Annotated in this window: 22 protein-coding genes; 14 read left to right on the top strand and 8 right to left on the bottom strand. The window is 65.1% G+C overall.

Going from position 1 to position 17,521, the window contains the following annotated elements; all coding sequences use genetic code 11:
- Nucleotides 1–169: 169 nt before the first annotated feature.
- The 3 genes from ACFR99_RS08995 to ACFR99_RS08985 all read left to right on the top strand — a co-directional run bounded on the left by ACFR99_RS08995 (nt 170) and on the right by ACFR99_RS08985 (nt 2,685).
- Complete coding sequence (locus ACFR99_RS08995; protein ID WP_390286496.1) at nt 170–607, top strand: bis(5'-nucleosyl)-tetraphosphatase; 438 nt, start codon at nt 170–172, stop codon at nt 605–607.
- A 210-nt stretch (nt 608–817) separates the two neighbouring features.
- Nucleotides 818–1,507 (top strand): DUF4013 domain-containing protein, encoded by a 690-nt coding sequence (locus ACFR99_RS08990; RefSeq protein ID WP_390286494.1) that lies wholly within the window; start codon nt 818–820, stop codon nt 1,505–1,507.
- A 98-nt stretch (nt 1,508–1,605) separates the two neighbouring features.
- Nucleotides 1,606–2,685 carry a DUF5787 family protein gene (locus ACFR99_RS08985; RefSeq protein ID WP_390286492.1) on the top strand — a complete coding sequence of 360 codons (1,080 nt, stop codon included), beginning with the start codon at nt 1,606–1,608 and terminating at the stop codon, nt 2,683–2,685.
- A gap of 31 nt (nt 2,686–2,716) precedes the next feature.
- Here the strand turns inward: ACFR99_RS08985 and ACFR99_RS08980 are convergent, their stop codons facing one another.
- Nucleotides 2,717–3,220, bottom strand: a complete 504-nt coding sequence (locus ACFR99_RS08980; RefSeq protein ID WP_390286490.1) for a DUF5797 family protein — start codon at nt 3,218–3,220, stop codon at nt 2,717–2,719.
- Nucleotides 3,221–3,272: 52 nt separating this feature from the next.
- On the bottom strand, nt 3,273–4,562 hold the full coding sequence (locus ACFR99_RS08975) for an MFS transporter (protein ID WP_390286488.1): 1,290 nt from the start codon (nt 4,560–4,562) through the stop codon (nt 3,273–3,275).
- A gap of 115 nt (nt 4,563–4,677) precedes the next feature.
- Here ACFR99_RS08975 and ACFR99_RS08970 point away from each other — a divergent pair, with 115 nt between their 5' ends.
- Both ACFR99_RS08970 and ACFR99_RS08965 read left to right on the top strand, forming a co-directional pair.
- A complete protein-coding gene (locus ACFR99_RS08970) occupies nt 4,678–4,932 on the top strand; it encodes a DUF5789 family protein (RefSeq protein ID WP_390286486.1) in 255 nt (84 codons plus the stop codon).
- Between the two features lie 87 nt (nt 4,933–5,019).
- Nucleotides 5,020–5,328, top strand: coding sequence for a transcription factor S (locus ACFR99_RS08965; RefSeq protein ID WP_390286484.1), 309 nt, complete (start codon nt 5,020–5,022; stop codon nt 5,326–5,328).
- Nucleotides 5,329–5,555: 227 nt separating this feature from the next.
- Here the strand turns inward: ACFR99_RS08965 and ACFR99_RS08960 are convergent, their stop codons facing one another.
- Both ACFR99_RS08960 and ACFR99_RS08955 read right to left on the bottom strand, forming a co-directional pair.
- Nucleotides 5,556–6,347, bottom strand: coding sequence for a methyltransferase domain-containing protein (locus ACFR99_RS08960; protein WP_390286482.1), 792 nt, complete (start codon nt 6,345–6,347; stop codon nt 5,556–5,558).
- Entirely contained in the window at nt 6,344–6,721 is a 378-nt protein-coding gene (locus tag ACFR99_RS08955) for a nascent polypeptide-associated complex protein (RefSeq protein ID WP_390286480.1), read from the bottom strand. The genes ACFR99_RS08960 and ACFR99_RS08955 overlap by 4 nt, the downstream gene beginning before the upstream one ends.
- A 134-nt stretch (nt 6,722–6,855) precedes the next feature.
- On the opposite strand from ACFR99_RS08955, the gene ACFR99_RS08950 reads away from it, so the two are divergent.
- Nucleotides 6,856–7,470 (top strand): HD domain-containing protein, encoded by a 615-nt coding sequence (locus tag ACFR99_RS08950; RefSeq protein WP_390286478.1) that lies wholly within the window; start codon nt 6,856–6,858, stop codon nt 7,468–7,470.
- Nucleotides 7,471–7,492: 22 nt separating this feature from the next.
- Here the strand turns inward: ACFR99_RS08950 and ACFR99_RS08945 are convergent, their stop codons facing one another.
- Nucleotides 7,493–7,981 carry a PUA domain-containing protein gene (locus ACFR99_RS08945; protein ID WP_390286476.1) on the bottom strand — a complete coding sequence of 163 codons (489 nt, stop codon included), beginning with the start codon at nt 7,979–7,981 and terminating at the stop codon, nt 7,493–7,495.
- Nucleotides 7,982–8,294: 313 nt separating this feature from the next.
- Here ACFR99_RS08945 and ACFR99_RS08940 point away from each other — a divergent pair, with 313 nt between their 5' ends.
- Nucleotides 8,295–8,471, top strand: coding sequence for a hypothetical protein (locus tag ACFR99_RS08940; protein ID WP_390286474.1), 177 nt, complete (start codon nt 8,295–8,297; stop codon nt 8,469–8,471).
- Between the two features lie 137 nt (nt 8,472–8,608).
- On the opposite strand, the gene ACFR99_RS08935 is transcribed toward ACFR99_RS08940, so the two are convergent.
- Both ACFR99_RS08935 and ACFR99_RS08930 read right to left on the bottom strand, forming a co-directional pair.
- The gene (locus ACFR99_RS08935; protein ID WP_390286472.1) at nt 8,609–9,106 is read right to left on the bottom strand and encodes a LabA-like NYN domain-containing protein; all 498 of its coding nucleotides are present in this window, start codon (nt 9,104–9,106) and stop codon (nt 8,609–8,611) included.
- A 68-nt stretch (nt 9,107–9,174) separates the two neighbouring features.
- Nucleotides 9,175–9,999, bottom strand: coding sequence for a M48 family metallopeptidase (locus ACFR99_RS08930; RefSeq protein ID WP_390286470.1), 825 nt, complete (start codon nt 9,997–9,999; stop codon nt 9,175–9,177).
- A gap of 335 nt (nt 10,000–10,334) precedes the next feature.
- Between ACFR99_RS08930 and dapA the strand changes: the two genes are divergently transcribed.
- From dapA to ACFR99_RS08915, 3 genes are read left to right on the top strand one after another with little or no spacing between them, the layout of a single operon-like run.
- The gene (gene dapA, locus ACFR99_RS08925) at nt 10,335–11,264 is read left to right on the top strand and encodes a 4-hydroxy-tetrahydrodipicolinate synthase (protein WP_390286469.1); all 930 of its coding nucleotides are present in this window, start codon (nt 10,335–10,337) and stop codon (nt 11,262–11,264) included.
- Nucleotides 11,261–12,028: a 4-hydroxy-tetrahydrodipicolinate reductase gene (gene dapB / locus ACFR99_RS08920; protein WP_390286467.1), complete on the top strand. Its 768-nt coding sequence runs from the start codon at nt 11,261–11,263 to the stop codon at nt 12,026–12,028. Before dapA ends, dapB begins: the two co-directional genes overlap by 4 nt.
- On the top strand, nt 12,025–12,861 hold the full coding sequence (locus tag ACFR99_RS08915) for a 2,3,4,5-tetrahydropyridine-2,6-dicarboxylate N-succinyltransferase (protein WP_390286465.1): 837 nt from the start codon (nt 12,025–12,027) through the stop codon (nt 12,859–12,861). Before dapB ends, ACFR99_RS08915 begins: the two co-directional genes overlap by 4 nt.
- Before the next feature lie 110 nt (nt 12,862–12,971).
- Here the strand turns inward: ACFR99_RS08915 and ACFR99_RS08910 are convergent, their stop codons facing one another.
- A complete protein-coding gene (locus ACFR99_RS08910) occupies nt 12,972–13,409 on the bottom strand; it encodes a PKD domain-containing protein (protein ID WP_390286463.1) in 438 nt (145 codons plus the stop codon).
- Nucleotides 13,410–13,797: 388 nt separating this feature from the next.
- Here ACFR99_RS08910 and lysA point away from each other — a divergent pair, with 388 nt between their 5' ends.
- The 4 genes from lysA to ACFR99_RS08890 all read left to right on the top strand — a co-directional run bounded on the left by lysA (nt 13,798) and on the right by ACFR99_RS08890 (nt 17,502).
- Nucleotides 13,798–15,183 (top strand): diaminopimelate decarboxylase, encoded by a 1,386-nt coding sequence (lysA, locus tag ACFR99_RS08905; RefSeq protein WP_390286461.1) that lies wholly within the window; start codon nt 13,798–13,800, stop codon nt 15,181–15,183.
- Nucleotides 15,184–15,187: 4 nt separating this feature from the next.
- Nucleotides 15,188–16,018: a diaminopimelate epimerase gene (dapF, locus tag ACFR99_RS08900; protein ID WP_390286459.1), complete on the top strand. Its 831-nt coding sequence runs from the start codon at nt 15,188–15,190 to the stop codon at nt 16,016–16,018.
- Nucleotides 16,015–17,166 (top strand): M20 family metallopeptidase, encoded by a 1,152-nt coding sequence (locus tag ACFR99_RS08895; RefSeq protein WP_390286457.1) that lies wholly within the window; start codon nt 16,015–16,017, stop codon nt 17,164–17,166. Before dapF ends, ACFR99_RS08895 begins: the two co-directional genes overlap by 4 nt.
- A gap of 123 nt (nt 17,167–17,289) precedes the next feature.
- Nucleotides 17,290–17,502 carry a YgaP family membrane protein gene (locus tag ACFR99_RS08890; protein ID WP_390287345.1) on the top strand — a complete coding sequence of 71 codons (213 nt, stop codon included), beginning with the start codon at nt 17,290–17,292 and terminating at the stop codon, nt 17,500–17,502.
- The last annotated feature ends 19 nt before the right edge of the window (nt 17,503–17,521 follow it).

Raw genomic sequence — 17,521 nt, 5'->3', positions numbered from 1 at the left:
ACGGCGGTGACGGCCGAGTCCAAGCGAGCGAACGTCAAATAGTGCTGTCCGACAGTATGAACGACTGCGGTCGATCGGCCGATGATGGCGTGCAAATCGGGGCCGCAATCAGTATACGCTGGACGAACAGTCCGATATTCTCTTAACGTCGCACCTGTTAGCCTCCTTAATGGCAGTCGAAGCTACGAGCGCAGGCGCGATCCTCTTCCGCGATACGCGGGGCCGGCGCGAGTATCTTCTACTCAAGAGCCGCCCAGGCGATTGGGAGTTTCCCAAGGGCGGTGTCGAAGGAGATGAAGAGCTACAGCAGACGGCGATCCGCGAAGTAAAGGAAGAGGCAGGTATCGAACAGTTCCGACTCCTCGACGGCTTTCGCGAGGACTACGACTACGTCTTCGAGGCAAACGGCAAGACGATTCACAAGACCGTTCACCTCTTTATCGCGAAGTCGTTCGAGGCCAGTGCGGAACTATCGAACGAACACCGCGACCTCCAGTGGCGCGATTACGAACAGGCGATCAATACCGTCACACAAGACGGGCCACGGGAAATCTTAGAGGAGGCCCACGAGTTCTTGGACGAACGCGAGGACGAGGACGAAGAGTAGGCAGCGACGGGCCACACCGCGAGACGACATCGGACGAGTCGATGTCCTAATCGTCGCTGCCGTCCGCAGTTGCAACCGTACCGGACCATCGATAGTACCACTGCTGATCAGCCACATTACTGACTCGTACGGGACTCGCTGTCGCTCCGTAGTCTCCTCTCATCGAAAGTGTTTCCTATCATCAATTAGTCCACTGGTTGTGAACAAAACATGTTAGAAGATGGACTCTCGTACCCGGTTCGGGGCGACTGGGTCGGACGGATACTGATCGGTGGCGGACTCGCGTTCCTCTCAGCGTTGCTGCTTCCCGCGATTCTCTTGACCGGCTACTGGGTTCGGGTGCTCGAGAGGACGGTTGCGGGCGACGAGAACCCACCGGAGTTCACAGAGTGGGGCGACCTCTTCGTAAAGGGTCTGGCCGGGACGGCCATCGGACTGGCATATGCGATCGTGCCGACGGTCATCTATTCGGTGGTCGTCTTCGGCTTGATCGGCGTTGGAGTGGGACTTGGCGGTGACGGTGGTGGGCTGATCGCCGGTATCGGGCTCATGACAGTCTTTGCAAGCATTCCGCTGATGCTGATCATCTACTACATCGTTCCCGCGGGGCTGACCAACTACGCCCGCGAAGGGTCGATCAGCGCAGCGTTCGACATGAGCGCGATCAAGCCCGTCCTGTTGAGCACCGAATATCTGTTGGCAGCGCTCTTTCCGATGGCCGTGGCCGTCGTGCTCATGATCGTCAACTCGGCTCTGATACTTACCGTCGTCGGCGCGTTACTCGTGCCGTTCGTTGGGTTCTATGCGAACGTTGCGATCTTCCGTATGTTCGGCCATGCGTTTGCGACTGCCACCACGACCGGAACGTCGCGGTCGACCTCGACACCCACTACGTTCTGAGGCCGGATCGACGGCGTTCGAACGCCGCTTCCGGTTTCGTTAGTGACTCGATCCCAACAGCGACGCGTCGAAACCGAAACGAGCGCACCGTAGCACACATGTCGGTCGTGACCCTATCGCGGACAGTGCAGCGCGACCCCGGACACGAATTCGGATTCGAGCTACGAACCTGTCGGTGGGCCGAACTGGCGTGGCCGCCAGCAGCCGCGACCAGCGACGACACCGTGACGGTCGTCGCCCGCCAACTCGGCACCAAACGCCGCCGCTGGGACACCATCGTGCTCGAGTGCGACCCCGACGCCCTCCGTCGCCGCGCCCGGTTCGGTCCCGACCGTCTCGACGGCGATCTGCTTCACATCGTCCACAACGCCCCCGATGAGTGGACCTACTACCGCGACGCCCTCCCACATCCCGGCTACCCGTGGCGATACGTCCGCGAGGCGATCCACCGCGCCGCCGACCGCGGGATTATAGAGACACGAAAGAACGGCAATCGCATCGAGATCCGCCGGAAATGGGCCTATCCCGACTGGCTCGAGCGAATCATCGCGATCGAGAACAAACCGGACTTAGACGCCAGCGCCGCCCGCGCGCTCGGCGCGCAACTCGAGTACGACGTCGCCATGGGGCTGGCCGACGAGGTCTGGGTCGCGACCCGACAGACCGGCAACGCCGTCGAACCCGCGCTCTTCGAGGATCTGCCGGTCGAAGCGGGCATCCTCACGCTCGAGCCCGACGCGTTGGCCGCTGACGTCGCCTGGTATCCCCGGTCGCTGGCGGTCGACGAGCCAGGGACGCGGATCCTCGAGCGCCCCGTGGGCGACGGTCACGACGCGTCAGCGGCCCGATTCGAGTTCATCGACCCCGAGACGAAGGCCGACACACGGCTTGCGATCGCCGAACGCGCCTACGAACGTGGCTGGCGCTCCTTCGTCGACACCATGCGTCCCGACTGTCGACAGTTCCAGTTGCGCGCTCGAGACGGCCAGCAGGCGCTGCCCTACTGTGCTGCCACGGACCGCTGCCAGACGGCTGCGGAGTGTGCCGGCTCCTGTCCCCACTTCGAACCCGAGCCACCAGCCTGGCGGACCCGCGACTGGCCGATCGAGGGCGGGCCCGGAAAGCGGCTCCAACACCTGCTCGACGAGCGCCGTCGGCGACGGCGGCCGGGACTGTAGTACGGTCGACAGTCACCGCAGCGGGAACGGATTAGTCGGAGACGGCGACCTCGAGGTCGTCGCGTTCGACGGCCAGCCGGAACGTGGGAACGGTGCGATACTCGACCTCGACGACGCCCTTCCGGCGCAGGCTCTGGAGCCCCGAGCGGACGTCCTCAGCGTCGGGGTCGATGTCGTACTCGTCTCGGAGCTTGTGGAGCACCGAGACGACGCTCTCGGATCGTTCGTCGGGGGCGGCCAGCACTGCGACGATCCGGGCCTGTAGCTCGGGGACGCGGATTTTGGAGGGGGCTCCGTCGGCGTCGGGATCGCTCTCGATACCCGGCTCGACGTCGACCAACTCCGCCGCCTCGGCAGTCGCCCGGATCAGGCTATTGTCATCACGGAAGTAGTAGTCGCCGAGTTCGTTCTCGAGATACTGGTGGACCTCGCTGCCGCTTTCCATCCCCCACCGATCCTGGAGTTCGGCGTTTTTCGTCGGCTGTAGCTCCACTACGTCCGCCAACCGGTCTTTGGCCTCCTCCGAGAGCGTCATCGTCGAACCGTATGGGGAACCGCTACTTTTGCGTTGCGTCCTCGCACGTCTGTCAATCGTCTCCGAAGACCGGGACCGGGGCCGTCGTCTCGAGCGTCTCCTCGACCTGCGTATAGACCAAAATTGCGCCGAACACGGCGAGAACGGCACCGAAAACGAACGGGACCTGAAAGCCATACCCGACCAGCGCGCCCGACGAGAACGGCCCGGCGGCAATCCCGTAGCCAAAGGCCATCGTGAGTACCGACAACTTCGAGCCGGATTCGCCCGCGCCGGCAAGATCGCCAGCCAGCGCCAGCGACGGGGCGAAGACCATCGCGGCGGCGACGCCCTGGAACAGCCGCGCGACGAACATCAGTACCGACGAGAGAATGAACCCCTGGACGAGCGTCGTCGGGATCAACAACACCATCCCAGTGACGATGAACGGCCGGCGGCCGTATCGATCGCAGGCCCGCCCGATCGGCGTCTGGAGGGCCACCTGCGCGAGGATAAACGCCGCGAACTGCAGGCCGAACCAGGTCGCACCCTGCTCGAGGCGGGCGTTGACCTGCGGCTGGATGGTCGCAAAGAGCGCGATCCCCGTGGCCATGAAAAACGACGCGAGGCCGAGCGTGAAGATGGGATCGAGCAGGTTCGAGCCCGTTCGATCGCGGATCGGGATCGAGAGGTCCGCCCCGGCGTTCGCCACCGTCGACTCGGGATCGGAGACGAGTGCCGTCACCATCACGTAGCTGATCGACGCCGTGATCGTAGCAATATAGAACGCGGCGTCGAACCCGTTGACCACCACCCCGCCGGGGAGCGCGTAGGGACCGAGGTTGACGACGGCACCGGCAACCGCCGGCCCGGCACCGAAGCCGACCAACCGGAAGGTGTTGTAGACGCCCATGTTCCCGCCGCGATCGCCGCTCGAGGCGAGTTCGTTGACGAGCGCGACCGACGCCGGAATGATGAACGCGACGCTGACGCCCTGTAGGCCACGGATGATCAGCAGGGAGACGTACGTCTCCGCGACGACGTAAGCGACGTTCGTCAGCGCGAGGCCGGCGAGCCCGACCAGAATGAAGGGTTTGCGCCGGCCGAGCCGATCCGAGAGCCGCCCGGTCACCGGCTGAACGCTGCTGTTGAGAAAGCCAAACAGCGAGAGGATCAGCCCAATGATCATCGACTCCTCGAGGCCGAACGACGTCCCGCCGACGACGCCGCTTGTCACGTACAGTGGAATGACGATGATCAGAAACGAGTTCCCGATCCCGTCCGCCATCCGGGCACCCGCCAGCGCGAGCACCCGTCGATCCACAGCAAACGGCGCGATAACCCGCTCGACGACACTCCGCATGGCTTCTAGCTGTGTGGCCCCGCCCGATTACAGTTTCGACGAATCAGAGCGATTCCGATGACAGTACGGGCAACCGTCGCAGAAGTACATGCCACCGGACCGCGTTCTTCTCGCCATGCCAGCAGTCAAACTCAGCCGCATCCAAACCACCCTCGCGGACCTCGAGTACCCGATCACGACCGACCGCGCAGCCGCCGAACTCGAAGAGACCACACTCCTCCTGGCCGACGGCGAGCGAAACCTGGGCGCGCTCATCGAACGCAGTGGCAGCGACCGCTTCGAGTCGGCCGCAGACCTCGAGTCGGAGCTCCACAACGTCCTTCCACGCGAGGCCGTCGGCGAGCCGTATCAATCGGAAGGAGAAGGATAACTGCCGCGCGGCGGGCGTTGAGCCGAGCCCGATCAGCAGCCCTAAACGCGTGCCTTAAGTCACTCGACGCTCGTAGCCCGGACAACGATGGAATTCTGCGACGAATGCGGTTCGATGATGAAAGCCGACGACGGCATCTGGGAGTGTGGCAGCTGTGGCTTTACGAAGCCGAAAGGCGACGCCGCCCAGTACACCGTCACCGACGATCAGGAAGCCAGTGAGATCATCGAGTCCTCCGGCGAGACCTCACTGCCCGAAACCGACGCGATCTGTCCGGAGTGTGGCAACGACCGTGCCCACTGGTATATGCAACAAATTCGGGCGGCTGACGAATCGGAAACCCGGTTCTTCATCTGTACCGAATGTGAGCACAAGTGGCGCGAGGACGACAACTAACAACCTTTTACCCTGCAGTCTATCGCGAGCGAGGCGCTATGTGCCTCGCTCGCGGTCGGTACTTGGGTAGCCGCCTACCCTCCCCCGAGTCGCGGACTCCTCGCAGTGCTCGGAGTCCGCTCCCGGCCACCGGTCAGTGATTCTGTTGCTGAAGCGGGACCACGACCGGCTAGTGTAAATCTCTGAGAGCACCAGAACTGAGCAAAGAGAAACCGCAAGCGACCGCACTACTCGTTGCGCGCGATCGTCAGATAGCCGGTGTGACCGACAGGTGCCGTCGACGGCCGCGAGCCACGATCGTCGAACTGCATCTCACGCTGGATCGTCTCACGCGTGGTCACGTCCGAGAGACCGACCTCGTGGGCCGCCTCGACGACCTCGCGGGTCGATTCGATAAACGGGCTGTAGACCGCGACGAAGCCGCCGTCGACGAGCAGGTCTGGTGCGTGCGCGACCATCGTCGCCGCGTCGCCCGTATCGAGCGTCATGACGTCGAACGACGCGGGCTCGAGATCATCGATCTGGTCAGTCACGTCACCGGTTCGGACGTCGACAGCGTCGGAAACGCCGCCCAAGGCCATGTTCTCGCGGGCGACGTCGGCGAAGTCGGCGTCTCGCTCATAGGTCACTACCTCGGCGCCGGCACGGGCCATCATCGCCGCGAGCACGCCCGTTCCGGTGCCGGCATCAAGGACCCGATCGCCGCCTGCGATGCCCGTCTCGCCGATCACCAGTCCGATGTCGCGGGGGACCATCGGCGCGCCCGTCCGCTCGAAGTGATGGAAGAGATCCGGGCCGCGCAGTCGGCGCACCTGGAACTCGTCGCCCAGATGTGTCTCGACGGTGTCGCCCGACTCGACGTCCTCGGGAACCTCGAGCACGCCCAGATCGGTCCCCATCTCGTCGCCGGGTTCGACGAGGAACTCGCGGTCGCCGCGGACGAGCAAGACCGGCATGCGGTCGCTGCCGGTTTCGGCGTCTTCGTCGGCCACGTCGCCGTCACCGCTCACGCGGGTCACTCGAGGGATTCGACCGCTGCGGCGAGGTCGCCGTCGGTCGCTTCGAGGGCCTCGCGGGCCTCGTCCTCGCCCACGTCGGCTCGCATGGCGACGAGTTCGACGTCGTCATCGGGGATCGACGAGCCAGCGTCGTCGTCAGCCTCGCCACTGCCGGCCGAGCCGGCCTCGACTTTCTCGGGTGAACCGATGACCTGGTAGGTCTCCTGCCCGCGGGCGTCCATCTTGGTGACTTCGGCGTCGTTGAACACGAGGTCGTGCTCTGCGGTGCGGATGATGACCTCTTCGGCGTCGATGTCCTCGACATCGATACCCATCTGTTTCATCATCTGTTCCATCTTGCGCGGATTGAGTCCGCCGCCGCCTCCTCCAAACATACTCGCCACGTCGCCGTGAGCGACCTTTTACTTTGTCGTTCGAGGATCGCTGCCCAGGCTGCCGCGCCGATCGACTGGCTCGAGACGGGTCGGTAAGCGACGGGTTCAACCGACCCGCTGCGTGAGAGCCAGCTATGGCCGACGACATCACCGCCTTGCTCGAGGCGCTCGAGCTGAAAGACGAGTTGCGGACCGGATGGGTCCTCCGCGGGATCGACACGCCGGAGTCGGTGGCGGCCCACACGTGGGGTGTGGCGACGCTGTGCCTGCTGTATGCCGATCAAGCCGAGGCGGACATCGACCGCGATCGGGCGGTCGCGATGGCGCTGGTCCACGACCTCGCAGAAGCGCGCACGGGTGATATCCCGACCCGTGCGGACGACGAGCACCAAGTGGCGGCCGCCGAGGGGAAGGCAGTTCGCGAGCGAGCGGCGATCAGCGATTTGCTCGAGCCGTTCGACGACCGCGATGTACAGTCGCTCTGGGAGGCGTACGAGGCTCGCGAGACGCCCACCGCACAGTTCGTCAAGGACATGGATCTGATCGACAACTGCCTGCAAGCGCTCAAATACGAGCGCGACGATCGATACGACGACACCGACGAGAACGACGCCTTCTCGCAGTACGAGAACCTAGACGAGTTCTTCGCGACGGCTGCGCCGCGACTCCAGACGACGATCGGCGAGACGCTATTCGCCGAGGTCAAATCGCGATACGAACGAGAGATCGGACGAGACTGCCAACTATAGCTGGCGGATACTGACTTCGATATTATTCGTTTGCGGGCGCGCCTTCGCGTACGTTCACGGCCATTCCCGTCTCGAAGTCCCGGATCGCCCCGGCGTCGAGTTGTGCCGTCCCGACCGCGAGCAACTCGCCGCGCTCGTGGACGACGAGCACCTCGTCGCCCGGCCGAATCTCGTCGCCGACCTCACAGACGAACTTCGCGAAGACGTTCTTCTCGTCGCGGACGAACGGTTCGCTCTCGTCGTCGACGACGACGCGGTAGGCGGGATGAGAGAGGGCGGCCTCGAGCCGTCGACCGCCCTCGAGACCGAGCGTAAACCGGCCGTCGGTGCCAAAGGAGACGATCCGCCCACATTCGGCGTGGACCTGCTGTGGCCGTCCCGAGGTGGTTCGTTTGATCGTCAGTGATTCGTCGGGTGGAAACAGCGCCGTGCCTGCACCCGCGCCGAACTGGTAGTCGGCGATGGTCCGAAGCTGCGTGAGACCCGCACTCCCGTCTGCTGGCTCGCTCATTGTCCGGGCTTTGGCCCGCCGGATCGAAAGCCCTTCGACCTGCCGGCGAGGGTACCGCTCGCGTGGGTGACGGTCGTCCGTCATACTGTCGGACAGCAGTCAGTGCGCAGTCGCTCGCGAAAACCGGCCGTCTCCGGCGGTGACGGCCACGTCCGGGCGAGCGATCGTCAAACAGTCCCGTCCGACAGTATCAGCCGTGTGTGCCGGCCGGAACCCGGCCTGTGGGGCAAATCGGTCGATCTGGTCGCTGGGAGCCGGAACGGAGTGAGAGGGAGAGTATTATAGTCATTGGATCTAGTACTATCGGCAGGACATGGACGTCACGCAAATCGGCCTCGGGGCCACCCTGCTCGTCATCGGGACCCTGACGCTGGTCGGACCTGCCACACTCGTCACCGGACCGGTCACGTACCTCGTGACCGGTGCGACGTTGTTCGTCACGGCGTATGCGCTGCTGATTGGGCTCTGGCAGCGTCGACACCCGAACTAGTTCGCCTCGAGTCGCGCGGTTTTCTTCCCCGACTCGAGCGAGTTCACGACACGTCATACGGTCTCCTGGAACGGGTTCCCCGGTGCGACCGCAGGAGGGCTCGCGGTCGCGCTGGCACCCACTGACAGGAGTCCGTATCAGAGCAAGAATGTCTCGTGGCGTTCCTCCAGGTCGAGGAACGAATCGGCTGCGTCGATGAGTTCTTCGGCCGTCGAGGATTCGAAAGCCATCACTTCGACGCGGACGCCCTCGTGGCGCAGGTGCGAACAGAGCCGTGAGAAGTCGCCGTCACCGGTACAGAGGACGATCGTGTCGACGTGGTTGGCCAGCGTCACCGCGTCGAGGCTCATGCCGACGTCCCAGTCTGCCTTCTTGGTGCCGTCGGCGAACGTCTTGATGTCCTTGATCTTCGGCTCGAAGCCGATGTCGACCAGCGCCTCGAAGAAACTCTCCTCCTCGGGGGCTTCTGCGCGGATGACGTAGGCGATCGCACGCGTCAGCTGGCGGTCCTGGACGGCCTTCTCGAGCAGGGCAGAATAATCGATATTGCGGCTATGGAGGCTCTGTGCAGTATGATAGAGGTTCTGGGCGTCGACGAGCACGGCGACGCGCTGACCGGGATGAATTTCCGTCACGTATCGATCTATCGCGTGCGAGCGTAAAAAATCGCGTCGGTCGCTCGCGACCGGTAACGGCTGTCCGGTTAGCGCCGGAGTTTCTCGATGCGTTTTTCGGTCGGCGGGTGCGTCGCGAACAGCTTCTGGAGGAGCGAGCGGTCAGCGTTGAAGATGCACAGCGCGCTCACGCTGTCGTCGAGCTGGGATTCGCGACCCTGCGACCCTTTCGAGATCTTCTCGAGAGCGCGAGCGAGCGGGTCGCCGCTGCCGATGTACTGGCGGGCGTCGTCGTCGGCGACGAACTCGCGGTACCGGGAGATCGCGAGCACGAAGACCATCACGAGCATCTGGGCGAGATTCGAGATGATCATGCCGACGAAGATGCTGCCGATGTTGCGGTCGTCGCCCATCATGTAGACCATGTAGGCGACCCAGCCGACCATCATCCCGATCGACTGGCCGAGCACCATCGTGATGACGTCGCGGTTCTTGATGTGAGCGAGTTCGTGAGCGATCACGCCCTCGAGTTCGTCGCGCTGGAGCAGCCGGATGAGTTCCGTCGAGACGACGACGTAGCCCTTGCCCTTCCGGCCGGTCGCGAAGGCGTTGGGGACGCCCATCTCCATGACCATCAGTTTCGGTTTGTCGATGCCCATGTCCTGGGACAGCGACTCGGTCATCCGGTGGATGTCCTGATACTGGCCGTCCTCGGGCATCGGCTCGGCCCGTCTGGTCGCCGACCACGTTCCGATCTTGTACTGGATAGCCGGCAAGACGAGCAGGCCGAGTGCGACCAGCGGCCACGCGCCGAACCCGAACATCGCCAGGCCGAAGGCCCCAACGAGCATGTAGAAGGCAAACAGGATCGAACCGACGATCGCCATTCGCACTTTCAATCCAAAGTCCGTCATAGGAACCTGTACGTAGTGAGACGGGATAAATTACGTGAAGAGGATTGTTGCTTCCTAACATAGCTCAATCGGGTGTCGAGCGAAGACAGGAAAAAATAAGACAGAGTAGCGCAACGGAACTGATATGCGCCACGTCGCTCATCCGACCGTCGGTCCCGTCGTGAGCGGCGTCTGCCCTCGTTCTAAGCGTAAACGTGCGTGAGTGTGCTCGCGGCGGGCGTGGCATCCCCGTCTCGGGTACGATTCGACCGCGCACGACCGACTACTGACCACCCACCGACCGGAACCGATACACCCTACCGGTTGGGGGCCGAGACACGACCCAACGACACCACATGACAGCACTCGACCTTTCGGGCGTCTACCCCGCAATGTGTACGCCCTTCGACGAAGACGAACGAATCGACTACGAAACACTGCAGGCCGACGCACAGCGGCTCGAGGCCGCGGGCGTCGACGGGCTCGTGCCCGTCGGCTCGACCGGGGAATCGGCGACGCTGACCCACGACGAACACGTCCGCGTCGTCGAGGCGGTCATCGAGGCCGTCGACGACGTGCCCGTCATCGCGGGCACCGGTTCGAACAACACCCGCGAGGCGCTCGAACTCTCCGAACGCGCCGCCGATGCCGGCGCGGACGGCCTCCTGCTGATTTCACCGTACTACAACAAGCCCGAACAGCGCGGGCTGATCGAACACTACCGGACGATCGCGGACGCAGTCGACCTGCCACAGATCGTCTATAACGTCCCCTCGCGGACGGGCCGCAACATCGAACCCGACACGGCCGTCGAGCTCGCGAGCCACGAGAACATCGCGGGCTTCAAGGCCGCCAGCGGCGACCTGGGCCAGATCGGCGAGATCGCAGAACGGACGACCGACGAGGACTTCGCGGTGCTTTCGGGCGACGATGCACTGACGCTGCCGACCATCTCGGTGGGCGGCACCGGGACGATCAGCGTCGCGGCGAACATCGAACCCGAGCGGACCTGTGCGATGGTTGGTGCGGCACTCGACGGCGACTACGAGCGCGCCCGGGAGCTCCATCACGAACTCGGACCGCTGTTTCGCGAACTCTTCATCGAGACCAACCCGATTCCGGTCAAAGAAGCCATGCAGATCCGCGGCTACGGCCCCGCTCGCATGCGCTCGCCCCTGACCCGGCTGGCCGACGAGTACCGCGCAGACCTCGAGGCCGTGCTCGACGACTTAGAGCGCGACTCGACCGAGGTCGCGGACGTAGACGCGGCGGAGGGTGATCGATGACGGTCCGGCTCGGCGTCACCGGCGCGACGGGCCGGATGGGCCGGGAAGTAATTGCCGCCGCGACGGGCCGCGAGGACTGCGAGATCGTCTTCGCCGTCAACCGCGAGCTGGACGGAGAGACGGTCGAGGACGTCGATATCGAACCCGCAGCCGACTTCGACGCGCTGGTCGCCGAGCGCGAGCCCACCGTCGTCATCGACTTCACCGGCCCCGAGTCGGCCGTCGAGTACGCCGAGACCTGTGCCGACGCCGACGTTGCGTTCGTCACCGGCACGACCGGCTTCGACGACGCAGGACGAGCGGCACTCGAGACAGCAAGCGAGGACATCCCCGTCCTCCACGCGCCGAACTTCGCGCGCGGCGTGCAGGCGCTGGTCAACGTCGTCGGCGAGGCAGTAAAGAACCTGCCGGGCTACGACGTCGAACTCGTCGAGACCCACCACAACGGCAAGCGCGACGCGCCGAGTGGGACCGCAAACCGCCTACTCGAGGAGATCGAGGCAAACGGCGACTTCACTGAGCGAACGCACGGTCGCGAAGGCGATGCGCCGCGCGAAGTCGGCGAGATCGGTGTCCACGCGCTGCGCGCGGGCGATATTACGGGTGAACACGAGATCATCCTGGCGGGCAACCACGAGGAGGTCCGGCTGACCCACCGCGCCGAGGATCGCGGCGTCTTCGCCGCTGGCGCGGTCGACGCGGCGGTCTGGATCGCAGGACGGAAGGCAGGCAGCTACGACTTTGCGGACGTGATCAGCGAATGAGCGCACTCGAGACCGAAATCGACGAGCTGTGGGAGCGCAAGCAAAACGACGAGATCGACGCCGAAACCGCCGGCGAAGACGCGTACGCGACCCTGGATGCCTTCCTCGACGCGCTCGAGGACGGCGAGATTCGCGCCGCCGAGAAGTCCGGCGGCGAGTGGGAAGCAAACGAGTGGGTCAAGCAGGGCATCCTGCTCAACTTCGGCCTGCGCGCAACCGAGCCCCGCGAATACGGCGGCGTCACGTACAACGACGTCCTGCCGCTCGCGGACTCGAGTGAGTACGGCGATCGCGGCAGCCGCAACACGCCCGACGGCACCGTCGTCCGCCGCGGTGCGAACATCGGCTCCGACTGTATCCTGATGAGCCCCGCGTTCGTCAACATCGGCGCCCGCGTCGGCGACGGCACCCTCGTCGACTCCTGTGACACCGTCGGCTCCTGTGCTCAGATCGGCGACAACGTCAAACTCGGCGCGAACACCCTCATCGGTGGCGTGCTCGAGCCGGTCGAGGACGCACCGGTCATCGTCGAGGACAACGTGTCGCTGGGCGCTGGCTGTCGGGTCACCAGCGGCTTCGTCGTCGGTGAGAACAGCGTCGTCGGCGAGAACACGCTGTTGACCCCGCGCATCCCAGTCTACGACCTCGTCGAGGAAGAAGTGCTGTACGGCGAACTACCCGCCGACCGCCGTGCCTTCACCCGCTTCGTCGAGTCCTCGGTCAGCGACCACGACCTCTTCGACGGCGGCGCGTACAAGCCAGCCGTCGTCGCGACCGATCTGGAAACGGAGACCCTCGAGGCGACCGAACGCGAAGACGCACTGCGCGAGTAGGCGGTTCCAGCCGAAAGCGAGGTGTCGTGACCGCAGCCCTGAATATCGTTTTTAAACGGCGGACTACCACGATCTGTCGCTGTCACGGTTAGATGGTGGTATCGCCGCTGCTATTCGACCTGCATATCACCGATCATCGTCGTCGGGTGGACCTGACAGATGTACGTGACCATCTCGCTGCTAGCCTCGAACTCGAGCCACTGGTCTTCGGGTTCGGTGACGACCTCCGTCTGAAGATCGTCGATGACCTCGTCGTTTTCGTCACGGATTTCGATGTTGTGCTCGGCACCGTCGCCGGTCGTCCAGCCGATCTCGTAGGTTTCGCCCTCCTGGAGGATGAGTGTCGGGTTCTCCGCGTCCGCGATCGAGTCGGGTGCGATGCCGAGCCAGCCCGCCGTCTGCCCGTCGAACTCGATCTGCGTGCCGGGGTCGATCTCGACGCCGTCACCGCCGCCATTCCCCCCGTTTCCACCGTTCCCGCCGTTCCCGCCGCCACCGCAGCCGGCGACGAACGCTGTCGACGTCGCGGCACCTGTCAGCTTGAGCATCCGTCGTCGGGATACACGTCCATCTCGTGTCACTGGGCTAACTTGGGATCCAATAGCAATAGTGTACTACCCGTATAATGCATGGTTCCTAAATCGGATCAGCGCGCCCCATGACATGACACACCACATCATCAGTCATAGACGTGGAATGTTGTCCGTGAGGAAATCTGGTAATCTATCCCGATATGATAGAATGCTCGACAGTACAGTCACGGAGCGATAGTAGCAACTGAAACGATTCAGGGTGCAACCAGCACCGGAGGAAGGCTTCTCTGTCACTCCCGGCAGGGGCTGTCGCAGTGGTTCCAGTCGCTCGAGTCGCTCACGTCACAAAACGGGCGAGCACGAACCCAAACCCTTGAATCCTCACGGTGAGTTAGACGTGATAATGACTGACGCTGCGGATTCATCGTCCGTCCGCCGCCTCTCCGAGTGGGACGCGGCCGAACTACAGACGCTCGTCGACGGCTACGGCTCGCCGCTGTACGTCCTCGACCTCGAGCGCGTCCGCCAGAACTACCGGCGGCTCGCGGCCGCCTTTCCCGACGCCGACGTTCTGTATGCGGTGAAAGCGAACGCGCTTGGTGACGTGCTCGCGGCCCTACATGAGGAAGGGGCTGGCCTCGAGTGTGCCTCCGCCGGTGAGGTCAAGCGAGCGCTCGAGGCGGGCGCGTCCGGCTCCGAGGTCCACTACACGGCCGTGAACCCACCGGCCCGCGACCTCGACTGGGTCGTCGACGCCTGGGACGAGCACCCGGAGTTGACGATCACTGCCGGCTCCGAAGACACGATCGACCGACTGGCCGACCGGGGCTACGACGGCCGGCTCTGTCTGCGGGTCAACCCCGGTATCGGTGCTGGCCACCACGAGAAGGTACAGACCGGCGCGGCGGCGAAGTTCGGCGTCCCCGCAGAGCGCGCCGTCGACGTGCTCGCAGACGCCGCCGGTCGCGGCTTCGACGTCGTCGGGATCCACTCCCACGTCGGCTCGGGCGTCTCGAGCGACCAACTCGACGATCACCGGGAGTTCGTCGCGCGGATGGGTGATCTCGCACGGAAAGTGAGTCACGTTGTCGGCGACCTCGAGTTCGTCGACGTCGGCGGCGGCTTCGGCGTGCCCTATCGTGAGGACGAAGAACCGCTAGACCTCGCATCGGTCGCGGCGGCGACGCGAGACGCGCTGGGCGAGGTCGACGCACGGCTGGCGATCGAGCCCGGCCGCTACTTCGTCGCGGATGCGGGCGTGTTGCTGACCGACGTGAACACCGTCAAGACGGCCCGCGACACGACCGTCGTTGGCGTCGACGCAGGGATGACGACGCTGATCCGGCCGGCGATGTACGACGCGTACCATCCGATCCGGAACCTGACGGCCGACACGGCCGCCGACGAGCGCGAGACGGTTCCGCAGACCGTCGCCGGCCCGATCTGCGAGAGCGGCGACGTTTTCTGTGCGGACCGCGAACTCCCGACAACCGAACGCGGCGACGTCCTCGCGATCGGCAACGCGGGGGCCTACGGCTACGAGATGGCGAACCAGTACAACTCCCGACCCCGGCCCGCATCGATCGTCCTCGAGGACGGCGACGCACGTCTCGCCCGTCGTCGCGAGACGGTCGACGACGTGACCCGAGTCGAACGCGAGACGCACAGCGTCTCGGAAACGGCGAGCGGTTCACCGCGAGAGCGCGAGACGCACAGCGGCTCGGATGCGGATCGAAAGACCGACGACCACCCAGCGGCGAGCGATACCGACAACGAACGAGTACGATAGCACGATGACTGTTCCATTCCAGAAGTACCACGGCACCGGCAACGACTTTTTGATCATCCACGCGAACGAACACGTCCCCAATCGGGGCGCACTCGCCAAACGCGAGTGCGACCGGACCGACGGCGTCGGTGCCGACGGAATCCTTTTCCTCGCGCTCGAGGAGGGGTTCAACCCACCACGCGTCGTCATGACGCTGTTCCAGCCCGACGGCAAAACGGCCGAGATGTGTGGCAACGGTGCCCGCTGTGCTGCCGAGTGGGCGATGGAGCGAACCGGGACCGACAGCGTCATGATCGACACCCAGGCGGGCACACTGCGGGCCGACCGCGACGGCGAGAACGTCGTCGTGGAGATGACCGACCTCACGTTCGATCCCGACGAAGTGCCGGTCGACGCCGACGAGCCGGTTCTCGAGGAAGAGATCGAGGGCCTCGAGGTCTCGGTCGTCAACACCGGCGTCCCCCACGCGGTGAGTTTCGTCGACGACGTCGACGAGGTCGATCTCGAGGCCGTCGCGCCGCCGGTACGTCACGCCGACGTCTTCCCGGAGGGTACGAACGTCACGATCGCCAGCCCCGACGGCGAGGGTGGGTTCGACCAGCGCACCTACGAACGCGGCGTCGAGGGCGAAACCGACTCCTGTGGCACCGGCGCGGTCGCCATCGCCGTCGTGGCGCGCCGACTCGGCCTCACCGACGCCGATCCGGTCGACGTCCACCCGCCGGGCGGCGACCTGCAGGTGAGCTTCAACGAGCGCGGCCGGCCGACGCTCGCCGGACCGGTCGAACACGAGTTCGACGGCGAGGTGACTCTCAAGTCGCCGGTCGAGTCGTGACGGGCGACGACGCACCCAGCGACGTGTTCGACCCGATCGCGTTTCTCGAGACCGCCGTCCAGCACGCGTCTCACGAGGACGTCGGGCCGATGCGCGAGTACCTCTGTGAGACGCTCGAGGCCCACGGCGTCGCCCCCCGCGTCGACGACGCCGGGAACGTGCTGGCGAGTCGCGGCCCGCCGGTGGCCGACGCCGAGACGCACGTCGTGTTGAACACTCACATCGACACGGTGTCGCCACACGTGCCCTTCGAGCGCGACGGGGACGCTCCCGAAGCGGATGGGAGCGACGTGATCCGGGGCCGCGGCTCCTGCGACGCGAAAGGGCCGCTCGCGGCCCTGCTCGCTGCCTTTTTCGCGGTCGAGCCGACCGACGGCCGCGTCACGCTCGCAGTCACACCCGACGAGGAAGTGCTCTCGACGGGGGCCTACGCGCTGGTCTCTGGCGACGACGCGCCCACGCGGGACGCGGACGCCGTGATCGTCGGCGAACCCACCGACCTCGACGTCTGTACGGCTGCGAAAGGTCGGTTCCAGGGAACGATTCACCTCTCGGGGGCCAACGCCCACGCCGCCGAACCCGACACCGGCGTCAATGCGGTCGCAGCCCTCGAGGACGTTCTCGCGGCGATCCGAACCTTCGGCGAGCGCGACGATGCATCGCCGGTCCACCCGCAACTCGGCGCGGCGACGCTGACCCCGACCGTCGTCGAGGGCGGCGAAGCCACGAATCAGGTGCCGGCCGACTGCGCGCTGACCGTCGACCGGCGGAGCGTCCCGCCCGAAACCGCCGACGAGTTCCACGAGGCGCTGACGGCCCACCTGCGGCGTGCGATTCCCGACGACGTGGGTCTCGAGTTCCACTTTACCGACCGGCCGACGCCGTTTCTCGAGGCCTGGGACACCGACCCTGACGCGGCGGTCGTTCGGACGCTCGCGAACGCGGCCGGCGGCGACGTGCGCCCGTTCACCGCGGCCACAGAGGCCTCGTATTTTGCGGCGGACGCTCCGACGGTCGTCTTCGGCCCCGGCGTCCTCGCCGACGACGAGGGCGCGGTCGCCCACGCCCCGCGGGAGTACGTGCAGGTCGCGGCCATCCGCGAGGCGGCGGGGGCGCTCGAGGAGACGCTTGCGGCGTTGCTCGCGTAACCGGAGCAGAGGGACGGTCCCTCCGGCATCCGATCGCAACCTGTTACTCTCCGAGACGTACCGCTCACGTTTCACACCGAACGGTTTTGTCAATGGAACTCCAACTTAGTGTGAGTGAATGCCATGCAAAAGAACGTCGGCGGGATCGACCGTACCGGACGGCTCGTCATTGGCGCGATCGCTGTGCTTGCCGGCATCGCCGCGCTGATCGGCTACTGGGCCGTCGGCATCGTGACCGCGGTCATCGCGCTCGTCATCGGCGCGATCTTGCTGGTGACCGGGACGACCCAGAAGTGTCCGATCAACGACGCCGCTGGTGTCGATACGCGGAAGTGACCGCACCGACCGCGGGGAG

Origin of the sequence: Haloarchaeobius amylolyticus (genome assembly GCF_042678045.1) — an archaeon.
GTDB lineage: Archaea > Halobacteriota > Halobacteria > Halobacteriales > Natrialbaceae > Natrinema > Natrinema amylolyticus_A.
Note: the sequence above shows the minus strand (reverse complement) of the source record. Positions and strands in the feature narration are given on the sequence as shown.